Here is an 11,436-nt window from a genome sequence, read left to right on the forward strand (position 1 = left end):
AGAAATTTTTTACTTCAAGGGTTTGTTAAATAACCCCATCTCTTAGTGAAATGGGGTTATCTTTGTTTGATTGCAAAGTTGTGGAAAAGAATAGAAAATTAAGCAGCTTGAAGCTTTAGAATGGGTTGGCCATATCCGACCAAATCACCTTCTTTGGCGAGAACGTGCGCAACTGTACCATTGCCTGATGCTGTAACAGGTACAGTCATGTCTTCTATTTCTAATATGGCAACAATTGCACCTGCACAAACAGAACTGCCAACTGGCGCAAATGTTTCTTTTGTAACGGGGTTATGCAGTAACAAATGGCCAAAATAAGGGGCAGTAACAGTTATATCTGTTCCCGCTTGTGTATTAAGTGATAATAGCTCCGGTGTATTCTCAGGTTTGGAGCTATCTGTAGCTGTTTCAACGCAAATACAAAAGCGCGTGCCCTGTGCGTTAGAAAGCTCCAGAGAACTCAGGCCGGCTTCATTTAGCCATTGGCTGATCTCTATAACCTCTTCTGAGTTTGGTAGGCTTTCAAATATCGGCAGAGACAGGGGCTTTGTCATCAAGGTTTTTCCTTTTTTCCAACCAATGTTCTAGATGATGGATATCAACGCCACCTTTCAGAAACTCCGGATCACACAGCAATTCCTGATGAAGCGGAATATTGGTTGCTATTGTTTCAACCTGCATTTCAGACAAAGCGACTTTTAGCCGTTGAATGGCTTCATTTCGCGTTGCCCCGCGTGCAATGACCTTGGCAATCAATGAATCATAATAAGGCTGCACCACACTGCCCGTAACAATATGCGTATCCATACGAATACCAGCCCCACCGGGCAGATCCCAACGGCTGATTTGGCCAGGAGAAGGCGCAAAGGTAAACGGGTCTTCTGCGTTAATCCGGCATTCAATGGCATGGCCAGATGTCTGAATAGCGCTTTGTGTGATATCGAGTGGCTTGCCCTGAGCAATTTCAATTTGCGCACAAACAATATCAATGCCTGTGGTTTCTTCTGTAATAGGGTGCTCAACCTGTAGGCGCGTATTCATTTCAATAAACGCGAAAATTCCGTCTTCATACAGAAACTCAAATGTGCCTGCACCACGATACCCAATATTGCGGCAAGCCTGTGCACAGCGTGCCCCAATTTCTGCGATAAGTTCAGGCGGAATGCCCGGCGGTGGCGCTTCTTCCAGCACTTTTTGATGGCGACGCTGCAAGGAACAATCGCGTGCTCCCAACCACAAAGCGGCGCCATGCGTATCGCACAAAACCTGAATTTCAATATGTCGTGGTTTTTGCATGAAGCGTTCGAGATACAGGGTTGGGTTGCCAAACGCCTGTTGTGCTTCTTTGCGTGTAAGAGCGACCGCTTTGATAAGTTCATCAGCAGACCAAACAACACGCATGCCACGGCCACCACCGCCACCAGAGGCTTTGACGATAACCGGAAAACCCACAGAATTGGCAAGTTCCAGAATAGCACTTTCGTCTTCTGGTAATGGGCCATCAGATCCGGGCACACAGGGCACGCCGGATGCCTGCATGGTTTGTTTGGCTGTAATTTTATCCCCCATCAGGCGGATAGAATCAGGTGTAGGGCCAATAAAGGTTATGCCTGCTTTTTCAACAGCTTCTGCAAAATCAGCATTTTCTGATAGAAAACCATAGCCGGGGTGAATGGCAGATGCCCCAGTAACTTTTGCTGCCAGAATAATGGCTGCCGCATCCAGATAGCTGCGTGCGGCAGAAGCTGGGCCAATACACAGTGCAATATCGGCTTCCAGAACATGGCGGCTCTGGGCATCAGCTTCCGAATAAACAGCAACAGTTTCTAGCCCAAGCTGCCGACAGGCGCGTTGAATGCGCAGTGCGATCTCGCCACGGTTGGCAATCAGAACGCGGCCAAAGCGTTGTAGCGCGCTCATGATAGACGCATCAGAGGCTGATGAGCCTCAACTTCACTGCCATCGGGCACTAAAATAGCTTCAACACGCCCGGCAATTTCTGTTTTAATAGGTGTGAAAACTTTCATGGCTTCAATCAGACCTACCTGTTGTCCGGCATGAAGAGCGTCCCCCACGGCCACAAAAGGCGGTGCATCGGGGGCGGGGGATAAATGCAGCGTCCCATACATAGGGGCAGTTACCAGTTTTTCTTGCGGAGGAACTGCTTCAGCTTGTTCTGTAGGGGACGGCGGTGTTGTAGGTGCTGCTGGGATAGCAGCGGGGAGGGAAGAAGCAGGAAGCGTTAAAGCCTGTGCCTGCTCTGCCCGCGTGATTTTAACAGTCTGGCCGCTTTCCGAAATCTCAAGCTCACGGAGCGGAGCACGGCCAAACAGGTCTATCAGCGCTTTAAGAGCTTGAGTATCCATGGTTATCAGCTATCAGGCTTTGGTGGGTTTCTTTGCAAAGTTCAGGCCGCCAACAACCTGCATAGTTGGCAGCACTTCCATAAAGCTAACATTCATGCGCTGTGGTGCCGTAATGGCAAAAGCAATGGAATTGGCCAGATCTTCTGGCAGTAGTGAATCGTATTCATCAAAGAAACGGCGCTGCGCTTCTTCCATATTGCCAATCAGGCGGCCAAACACTTCTGTTTGCACGCGGGCTGGAGAAATTTCTGTTACGCGAATATTTTTGCCAAACAGATCACACCGCAACTGTTGGGAAAGAGAATGCACGCCAGCCTTGGTGGCATGATAAACCGTGTTGCCACCAGCAAAGGCATAATGCCCAGCAATAGAGGTGATGTTGACCACGTGGCCACGATCTCGGGCAATCATTCCGGGAAGAGCTAGGCGGGTGAGTTGCAGAACAGCACGCAAATTGATGTCTACCAGGCCATCAATATCTTCTTCCGTGGTGTTGGTAATATTGCCTGTACGAGACTGACCAGCATTGTTGATAAGAATATCAATTTCGTGGTCTTTAAAAATGGCAGCCATAGCATTAAGGTCAGCAACACTTGCTGCATGCACAATGCATCCGGTTTCTTCAGCCAGTTTGTCCAGACGTGCCTTGTCACGCGCAACAGCATGCACTTCCAACCCAAGTTCTCGCAGGCGGCGTACGGTTGCGGCACCAATGCCAGAGGAGGCGCCGGTAACAAGTGCTGTGCGATAAGGCTGATTTGTCATGGCATAAGTTCCCGATAAAATATGGATTGATCTGCTTTTGATAAAACACAGAATTCACCAAGTCATTTCACTTTAGAGATGAAATAATGCGTTGACCAAGATGAGTTCGATCTTGCGTCATAAGATTATCCAATGCGTCCAAGTTGTGAATTGGTCATAAGATTATTGTATAGCATCACACAAAGATAATGTTAGCCGGGCTTTGCTCTCTCCCTTTATCGTTACGAATACAATACGTAACGCCGTAAACAGGATGTCTTTGGTGGTAGCTCTCTTATTTCAGTGCTCGTGTTGTTTATCCTCCAAGCATACTTGGGGTGATAAGGCGGTATATTCATGACAGACACTCTCTCCATGTTGGAAAACAATTCATCAGGGCATTTAGCAGACACGCCAACTGTCAGCATGATTGGCACACGGGCCATGCTGTTTGAGGCTCCGGGCGCATTCACGCTTGCCTGTCAGCGGCGTATCTGGGCGCTTATGGATGCTTGTGCAGAGCGGGCGGATATCGAAGAAGTTATGCCGGGTGTAACCAACCTGATGCTGATTTTCTCAGTGCCACCAGAAGACCCGGAAATTATCGCAAACTGGTTACGTAAGGCATGGGAAACACTGCCAGAAAAGCATATTAAAGGCCGCTTGTTTGAAGTGGGCGTGCGCTATGGTGGGGAATTAGGGGGCGATTTACCACGTGTAGCAGAGCATTGCGGTATGTCTGCGCAGGACGTGATCACATTACATCAAGCTCCGCTTTATACAGTGTGTGCCTTGGGCAGTGTGCCCGGGTTTGGCTACTTGCATGGATTGGACCCACGCCTTGCCACACCACGCAAGTCTGTTCCTTCTTTAAAAATGTTAGCTGGCACTGTCACTATTGGCGGGCCACAAGCAGGTATCTCTGCCTTAACAGGGCCGAATGGTTGGAATTCCATAGGGTTTACAGATCTTGTCATGTTTGATCCGGAGCGTGATCCGCCAGCTTTGTTTGCTGTGGGGGATCAGATCCGCTTTTATGCCGAAAGTATTGAAGCGTGATTACAGTTCTTGAAACAGGTGTACTGAACAGTGTGCAGGATGCTGGCCGGTTTGGCTATCGGCATCTGGGTGTAAGCACTGCTGGAGCCATGGATCCGCTGGCTTTGCGCTGTGGCAATACATTGTTGGGAAATGCTCCAAATGCGGCCTGTATTGAAGTGCAGACATTTCCATTCAAAATTCGCTTCGATAAGTCTGTCAGTTTTGTTGTGACGGGTGGAGAAGGCGCGTTAACGCTTGGCGAGAGAAAAATTCTGCCTTGGTTCGTGGTATCTGCACAAGAAGGGGATACCCTGACGGTTGATCATCCTACCATTGGTGCACGGATGTACCTTTGTGTGTGTGGTGGCATTGATGTGCCCGAGGTTCTTGGGTCTCGCAGCACACAGTTACGTGGTGGGTTTGGTGGCTATCATGGGCGCCCCTTAGAGCAGGGAGATCAACTGGCAGGTGCCGGAGGATGTGTGCTTGATGGTTTTGGCGCTATTCCACCTTCACAGGCTCTCAATATGGTCTGTGAGAAGGAAAAAACCGTAACATTACGGGTGATTCCAGCCACGGATTATTATTTGTTTACGGAAGAATCTCGTAAGCACTTCTGGAATGCATCATGGCAGATTACAGCACAAAGTAATCGTTTGGGTTACCGGCTAAAGGGCGGAGCGTTGAAGCTTCTGCATCCTGTGGAATTACGTTCTTACGGTGTTATCCCGGGTCTTGTTCAAGTTCCTCCTGCGGGGGAGCCTATCGTGCAGATGGCAGATGCCAATACTGCTGGTGGCTACCCACGTATTGCAACAGTGATTGATGCTGATTTGTGGCGGCTCGCGCAGGCGCGTATCGGAAGTTACATTCAGTTTCAGCAATGCGATCAAGCAGAAGGCTTGCAGGCCATGCGAGATGTTGATGGCTATCTGAATAATATTCAGGATATTGCAGCACTTTACAAAAAATCGCTCATCAGAAGGGATGCTGGAAAAACCGGCAAAAAATCATGAAGATTGATTTGAACGCTGATATTGGCGAAGGCTTTGGCCGGTGGACTGTTGCGAATGATGATGCCCTGATGAAGGTGATTTCATCTGCAAATATCGCGTGCGGTTTTCATGCGGGCGATCACCTTATTATGGAGCGCGTTGTAAAAGCTGCCAAGGAGCAGGGGGTAAGCATTGGGGCGCATCCCGGTCTGCCAGATCGCATGGGGTTTGGCCGGCGCAATATGGTGGTAAGCCCGGAAGAAATGGAAGCTATGTTGGCCTACCAGATTGGCGCGTTAAAAGGTATTGCAGCCAGGCATGATATGCGTGTGGGCCATGTAAGCTATCATGCGGCTTTTGGTAATATGGCGAATGCTGATCAGGATTTGGCAGACCGCTTAGCCGTTGTAATTGCAAAAATTGATCCTGAATTGGTTATGTTAGCCATGGAAGGGCACCCTATTGATCTTGCCGCCAGAAAAGCAGGTTTGCGCGTGCGGTATCTTTTTCTGGCTGATCGGGCCTATCAATCCACCGGAGCATTGGTGCCGCGAGGGCAAGAAGGTGCCGTTATTCACGATCTGGGTAAAGTTAAAGAGCGCGTAAAACAGTTTTTGGAAACAGGGGATGTGACCACGATTGATGGCAAGTACTTACCCATCAAATCGCGTTCCATACTTGTGCATAGTGATACAGCGGGTTCGGATAAATTGGCAGAAGCCATTGCAGCTCAGGTTACGGCAATGGGCGGAGAAGTTGCTGCTGCTGATAAAGAATAAGTTTTTAGAGAATCAGGAATTCTCATGAAAGGTGATTCATCCCCAAACTTGGGGACGAGCGATATCGACACAGTAAGTTGCCATAACTGTGTGAAGACATGTGTGCTTAGAAGCAAGAGATAAGAAAAGGGCTATGGTTTTGAACGCCAAAGGGCAGAAAAAAGCGGATATGTTTCTGTCCAGAGCAGAGCGATAATGGTGATGCAACATAATTTGGCGCGTGGTGCTTATCTGCTTGCATTGGCAACACTGTTTACGGCTCTGCTCAACGCGCTTCAGAAAATTACAGGTTCGACACTTTCTGTTGTTGAAATTGTGTTTTTTAGAAACCTCTTTTCAATGCCGTTTGTTATTGCCATCGCTTTACGTGGCGGATTGGTTTTAAAAACGCACCACTTTGGCGGTCATGTTATTCGTTCTGTTGTGGGCCTTATCAGTATGATCATGACTGTTGTGGCTGTCACACATTTACCGTTAGCTGAACAGCAGGTTCTTTCTTATACACAACCCCTTTTTCTCATCCTGTTGTCTATTCCATTCATGCATGAACGGCCATCTGTTCAAAGATGGGTTGCGGTCGGCATTGGATTTATTGGGGTTATTGTTGTCGCAACTGGCAAAGGTTTATTAGGGGCTGGCCATAGTGCGGTTCCTACATGGGCTTATGCTGTTGCATTAGGGCAGGGTGCTGTGGGCGCATTAACAACCATGCAGATCCGGCAGCTCTCAGCAACAGAAAAAAGTACGACTATTGCAATGTGGCAGGCCATTTTAATGACAATTGCTACCGCCGCAGCTTTACCTTTTGTATGGCAAATGCCCACACAGGCCGATGTGTTGTGTCTTATTGCAGTGGGTGCTTTTGCCGGAATTGCACAGGTTTTGCAGACAGAGGCTTTTGCCTCCGCTCAAGTTTCAGCCATTGGGCCATTTGCATATTGCGGTCTGATTTGGGCAGCTTTGATTGGTTGGCTAGGATTTCATGAGATTCCTGGTGTTGCTATGTTTGTGGGTGGTCTGCTGATTATTGGTTCAGGCCTATGGATGTTGAGGCACGAAAGACCACAAAAGCAAAAAGTGGTTTTAGAAACAGAATCTTCATCTGGCGCGTAATCCGGAAGACGTTTTTGCTTTTATCGACAGGCGTATTGCGCTCATAATGTTTCGGTATCGTAAGTAATATTGATGATCTGCGCGATGCAGGGTGGTTCTTGGGGCCATGAAGTTGAAGGGTAGAAAAGATATGAACAAAGCTGCGGGTTCATCAAGATACATATTCTTCACTATGATTTTTCTGATGTATGTCATCAGTTATGGAGACCGCGCAGCCCTTTCTATTTCTCTTCCGGCATTGGGGCAGGAATTTTCATTGTCTTCTGTGCAGATGGGGTGGGTATCCTCCAGCTTTCTCTGGTCTTATTTCTTGCTGAATTTGCCTTCAACAATATTTCTAGATCTTGTTGGTGCACGTTTGGTTGGTAGTTTGGCAGTTTCCGTTTGGTCATGCGCTATGGTGCTAGGGGGGCTGACGCAAAATGTTACACAGTTCATTCTATCACGCATGTTGTTGGGGGTAGGTGAAGCCCCCACATTTGGCGTTGGGGCAACTATTGTTCGGAACTGGGCCAAGCCGCATGAACGCGGAACAGTGATGACAATATTGCTGACGGGTATGCAAATTGGGTTGGCCGGAGGCACAATTGCCGGAGCGTATCTGATTTCAAAAGTGGGGTGGCGGTTTGAATTTATGGCCTTGGGTGCCATTGGGCTGGTGTGGGCCCTTGCATGGTGGCTCCTTTATAGGAATCCGGCTAAAACTGCTGCGCAACCACGTGTTCGGCCTATTCAGCTTTCAGAGGTTTGTGCACTTTTTCGTTCTTCAACATTTTGCGGCATTTTGGTGGTGCAATGTACCCAGAACTTTCTGAATTTTCTGTTGATGTCCTGGGTGCCATTTTACCTTATTCATGAACTACATGTTAACGTTATTGGGTCCGGAAGTGGTGCAGCAGGATGTTACGTTCTGGGCGCAGTGGGGGCCGTTATCTTAGGGCGTATTGCTGAGCATATCGTATTTCGCAATCATTCAGATCCTAGTCATCGTCGGTTTATCGTTGCTTTTTGTATTATAGGCAGCGCGATGATTGGTATTCTCCCTTTCTTTCATCAGGCAACGCCAATTCTTATTGTCTTGTCCTTGTCTCTTTGCTGCCTAATTGCAGCAAACGGCGCTAACACAGCCATGTTGGCCGATATGTTGCAAGATGGTCAGAAAATAGGTTCTGTTACAGGGGTTACACTTACTTTTAGTAACGCTCTTGGTCTGACTGCACCAATTCTGACAGGATATATTGTGTCATATACAGGAAGTTTTAATATGGCGTGGTATAGTTGTTCGGTTACGCTGGTTTTGGCCGGCCTGATTTCATTGCTGACAGTGCGCAAGCCCATTGTTATGAGATGAGTGTTTAAAAGAGGAATATAGATACTTTAGAGTGTCTATTTTATGCGTGAGGAAATCCCTGTGAAAGCTGTGAGTGCAGTTTTGCAGGGATTTTTTATGGTGCAAAATCCGGGAGTTACTATCCGATACAAGCTCTGTCTTGAATGCAGGGGAGATATATCAATATTAAATATGACGTCAAAACGTAACGGAACCGTATCATAATTTCATAAGATATTTTCTTAATCCTACCGGATTTGAGGGTGATGCGATGGCCAGGATCTCAAAGTTTGAATTGTCGCTTGTCGCGAGTGTGGCATTCGGTGCTCTCATTCCGGCAGAAAGTGGTTTTGCTGCAGATACAACATCTACAACGGCAAATGCACAAAAGGTTCTTGTAAAAAAAACCAAAAGTACAAAAGCAGTTTCAACGCGACGTACCAAGAATCTTGCAGCATTACGTGGTGGGGAAGAGTCTGTGGAGGTTGGTGGGCATTCCAGCAACTCTGTATTTTCCCCAGTAACACAGAAGCATAGCACCACGCAGGTGACTGTGGTGACGGGCGCTGAACTGTTAAAAACTGGGCAGACAAATGTGCTCTCTGCATTGGCGCAGGCAAATCCGGCTATTACAACAGCCGCTTTGCCGGGTGGTGGTGCCAGTTCATTTGTGCAAACCATGCAGCTTCGTGGGCAGTCCCCAGATGATACGTTGATTTTGGTAAACGGCCATCGTCGCCATATCGGGGCAAATTTCAATTCAAACTCTGGTACAAACTGGGGGAGTGAACCCGCTGATATTTCTCTCATTCCAGTTTCAGCCATTGATCATATTGAAGTTGTTACAGAAGGTGCATCTGCTCTTTACGGTCAGGATGCCATTGCTGGTGCCGTAAACATTGTGCTCAAGCACGATACACATGGTGGCAGCGTCAATTTCAAGAACAGTGGTTATTACGCGGGTGATGGCCAGGCTCTGGATGGTTCTGCCAATTATGGCATGGCTCTTGGGCATAATGGTGGGTATCTGGATCTGGCTGCGCAGATTTCTCATCAGTTGCCAACAACACGTGGTGGCGATTTTTATGGGACAATGTTTGATGATTCCAGAAATGAAACAGCAAACCGCAATGTTCAGCGTGGGTTAGGCATTCCAAAATCCACACTGGAAACGATTAGTGAAAACATGTCTGTGCCATTGGCCAGCAGCGGGTTTAATTTCTATAGCACATCCACATTTTCTCACAGACGTGCCAACGTGCCTGAAACCTACCGGGCCAACACTGCTTCTGATGAGTGGATTAATCCTGATCTGTATCCTGCTGGCAACCAGCCTTATATTGCAATGGATCAGTTGGATTTTGAAACGGATAACGGCATTAAAGCCCGCAAGTTTGGTTTTGCGTGGGATGCTTACGTGACCTACGCACGTGATAAGCAAAATTATCGCACAACCAATTCTGAAAATGTTTCTATACCGGGTAGCACACAAACATCTTTTTATGATGGCGCGTCAGTTGCAACAGAACTAACAGCTGGTTTGCGTGGCTCTCGTTCGTTCCGCCCAGATTGGGCGCCACGTCCTATCAATTTGCGGTTTGGTGGTGAATATCGCCATGATACCTTCCAAATGGTTGAAGGTGAAATGGCGTCATGGAGCGGGATGGGCGCAACTGACCACCCCGGGAATGTTCCCATGGCGGCAACCTATCAGAACCGCGATGTTTATGAAGGTAACGTTAATCTTGATTTCTATGTAACCAAGCAGTGGGAATGGACATTGGGTGGGCGTGTTGGCAGCTATAACAACATAGCAACCGTAGAAACAGGATCTGTTGGCACACGCTATAACTTTAACAAGCGCTGGGCCATTCGTGCGAACGTGAATACGGGGTATCGCCCGCCTACTTTGGGCGCGATGAACTACTTCTATTCTGCGCCATATCCGGGCTATACGGTAGATCAGATTCCTGCCGGAAGTGATATTGCCAAATATCTTGGTGCGGGCAGTATGAAGGGTGAATATTCCCGTAGCTACTCTATTGGTTTTGATTCAACACCGGTTGATGATTTCCATGTCACAGGCAACCTGTATTACATTGCCATTAACGGCAGAATGGGAAGCACCAAAACCTATTCAGTAGATCAGAATGACTCTGTGCTTCTGGAAATGCTCAAAAATGCAAATCTGGAAAGTGCAACATCACTTTCATATTATGCAAACCTGTATAATACGCAGACATTTGGTGGGGATCTGAGTGCAGACTATACCCTGCACACAAAAAATCTTGGTCAGTTCCGATTTGCCATGGGTATCAACTTCTCGGATAATGAAATTCGTTCTGCAAAGTCTGATCTGGTGAATGAATATACCAAGATGATGGTTTTGCATTCTGCTCCAAAAAATCGTGAGCAGATCAGCGTAAATTGGACGCGTGGAAAATGGTCCTTTATGGCGCAGGAACTTCGTTATGGCTCTATTGTCTATATGGCATCCCCAACGGGGGCAGGCAGTGTGCCTTTCCAGCAGAATCCCGGTTTTATTACCAATCTAGAAGTTGACTATAAAATTTTCCCTCGGTGGACAGTTGGTGTCGGGGCTAACAACGTAGGAAATAAACATCCTACCCGTGTGCCAAGCTCCATTGCCAATACCCAGCAAGGCCTTGCCAAATATGCATCCTATTCTCCGTATGGGTTCAGTGGTGGGATGTATTATGTGAAAACTTCTTTGGATTTCTAAGGGAAAGGAAGGTGTTCACATTTAAGCCTTTAGAATCATGGCTGATACACCTTGGGTTGTTCAAACAGACAACCCAAGCCAGCGCAAAAACAGCGAGAGCATAATGCAGAATATTTCAGAACATTCCGAAAAGCTGGAAAGTGATGCTGCTCAACAACTGGAGGGGAAGGAGCGTTATGTTCTACGCGCTGGTGGTGCGGTTGGAGCTGGTGCACTTATAGCGGTTCTTCTTTTGCATGGAGCTGGTGTGTGGGGTCTGATGTATGGGATGGGCACGAAGGCAAGCGTGCCTGTTGAGCATCCGCCGATCAAGGCTGAGATGCTG

The 11,436-nt window shown here is 47.6% G+C and carries 10 protein-coding genes and 1 pseudogene; 7 read left to right on the forward strand and 4 right to left on the reverse strand.

Annotated elements, in window-relative coordinates; translation table 11 throughout:
- Nucleotides 1-98: 98 nt before the first annotated feature.
- The 4 genes from ACP7IZ_RS12495 to ACP7IZ_RS12510 are packed head-to-tail and all read right to left on the reverse strand — an operon-like array spanning nt 99 to nt 3,131.
- Nucleotides 99-554, reverse strand: coding sequence for an acetyl-CoA carboxylase biotin carboxyl carrier protein (locus ACP7IZ_RS12495; protein ID WP_426849534.1), 456 nt, complete (start codon nt 552-554; stop codon nt 99-101).
- Nucleotides 523-1,920 (reverse strand): acetyl-CoA carboxylase biotin carboxylase subunit, encoded by a 1,398-nt coding sequence (accC, locus tag ACP7IZ_RS12500; RefSeq protein WP_426849536.1) that lies wholly within the window; start codon nt 1,918-1,920, stop codon nt 523-525. Before accC ends, ACP7IZ_RS12495 begins: the two co-directional genes overlap by 32 nt.
- Complete coding sequence (locus ACP7IZ_RS12505) at nt 1,917-2,366, reverse strand: acetyl-CoA carboxylase biotin carboxyl carrier protein (RefSeq protein WP_426849538.1); 450 nt, start codon at nt 2,364-2,366, stop codon at nt 1,917-1,919. The genes accC and ACP7IZ_RS12505 overlap by 4 nt, the downstream gene beginning before the upstream one ends.
- Nucleotides 2,367-2,378: 12 nt before the next feature.
- Complete coding sequence (locus ACP7IZ_RS12510) at nt 2,379-3,131, reverse strand: SDR family oxidoreductase (protein ID WP_426849539.1); 753 nt, start codon at nt 3,129-3,131, stop codon at nt 2,379-2,381.
- Nucleotides 3,132-3,467: 336 nt separating this feature from the next.
- Here ACP7IZ_RS12510 and pxpB point away from each other — a divergent pair, with 336 nt between their 5' ends.
- The 7 genes and pseudogenes from pxpB to ACP7IZ_RS12545 all read left to right on the forward strand — a co-directional run.
- Nucleotides 3,468-4,169 (forward strand): 5-oxoprolinase subunit PxpB, encoded by a 702-nt coding sequence (gene pxpB, locus ACP7IZ_RS12515; protein WP_426849541.1) that lies wholly within the window; start codon nt 3,468-3,470, stop codon nt 4,167-4,169.
- Nucleotides 4,166-5,167: a biotin-dependent carboxyltransferase family protein gene (locus ACP7IZ_RS12520; protein ID WP_426849543.1), complete on the forward strand. Its 1,002-nt coding sequence runs from the start codon at nt 4,166-4,168 to the stop codon at nt 5,165-5,167. The genes pxpB and ACP7IZ_RS12520 overlap by 4 nt, the downstream gene beginning before the upstream one ends.
- Nucleotides 5,164-5,925, forward strand: a complete 762-nt coding sequence (locus ACP7IZ_RS12525) for a LamB/YcsF family protein (RefSeq protein WP_426849545.1) — start codon at nt 5,164-5,166, stop codon at nt 5,923-5,925. The genes ACP7IZ_RS12520 and ACP7IZ_RS12525 overlap by 4 nt, the downstream gene beginning before the upstream one ends.
- A 201-nt stretch (nt 5,926-6,126) precedes the next feature.
- A complete protein-coding gene (locus ACP7IZ_RS12530) occupies nt 6,127-7,038 on the forward strand; it encodes a DMT family transporter (protein ID WP_426849553.1) in 912 nt (303 codons plus the stop codon).
- Between the two features lie 130 nt (nt 7,039-7,168).
- Entirely contained in the window at nt 7,169-8,389 is a 1,221-nt protein-coding gene (locus ACP7IZ_RS12535) for an MFS transporter (RefSeq protein WP_426849547.1), read from the forward strand.
- Between the two features lie 250 nt (nt 8,390-8,639).
- Nucleotides 8,640-11,111, forward strand: coding sequence for a TonB-dependent receptor plug domain-containing protein (locus ACP7IZ_RS12540; protein ID WP_426849549.1), 2,472 nt, complete (start codon nt 8,640-8,642; stop codon nt 11,109-11,111).
- Between the two features lie 103 nt (nt 11,112-11,214).
- Nucleotides 11,215-11,436, forward strand: a pseudogene (locus ACP7IZ_RS12545) (energy transducer TonB); the annotation flags it as partial.

It is taken from the genome of Acetobacter sp. AAB5 (assembly GCF_050106715.1).
GTDB lineage: Bacteria > Pseudomonadota > Alphaproteobacteria > Acetobacterales > Acetobacteraceae > Acetobacter > Acetobacter oryzifermentans.

What these genes read in the sequence shown, in the direction of transcription:
- pxpB (WP_426849541.1), top strand. Translation starts at nt 3,468, where the DNA reads ATGACAGACACTCTCTCCATGTTGGAAAACAATTCATCAGGGCATTTA.
- ACP7IZ_RS12505 (WP_426849538.1), bottom strand. Translation starts at nt 2,366, where the DNA reads ATGGATACTCAAGCTCTTAAAGCGCTGATAGACCTGTTTGGCCGTGCT.
- ACP7IZ_RS12495 (WP_426849534.1), bottom strand. Translation starts at nt 554, where the DNA reads ATGACAAAGCCCCTGTCTCTGCCGATATTTGAAAGCCTACCAAACTCA.
- ACP7IZ_RS12525 (WP_426849545.1), top strand. Translation starts at nt 5,164, where the DNA reads ATGAAGATTGATTTGAACGCTGATATTGGCGAAGGCTTTGGCCGGTGG.
- ACP7IZ_RS12510 (WP_426849539.1), bottom strand. Translation starts at nt 3,131, where the DNA reads ATGACAAATCAGCCTTATCGCACAGCACTTGTTACCGGCGCCTCCTCT.
- ACP7IZ_RS12540 (WP_426849549.1), top strand. Translation starts at nt 8,640, where the DNA reads ATGGCCAGGATCTCAAAGTTTGAATTGTCGCTTGTCGCGAGTGTGGCA.
- ACP7IZ_RS12535 (WP_426849547.1), top strand. Translation starts at nt 7,169, where the DNA reads ATGAACAAAGCTGCGGGTTCATCAAGATACATATTCTTCACTATGATT.
- ACP7IZ_RS12530 (WP_426849553.1), top strand. Translation starts at nt 6,127, where the DNA reads ATGCAACATAATTTGGCGCGTGGTGCTTATCTGCTTGCATTGGCAACA.
- accC (WP_426849536.1), bottom strand. Translation starts at nt 1,920, where the DNA reads ATGAGCGCGCTACAACGCTTTGGCCGCGTTCTGATTGCCAACCGTGGC.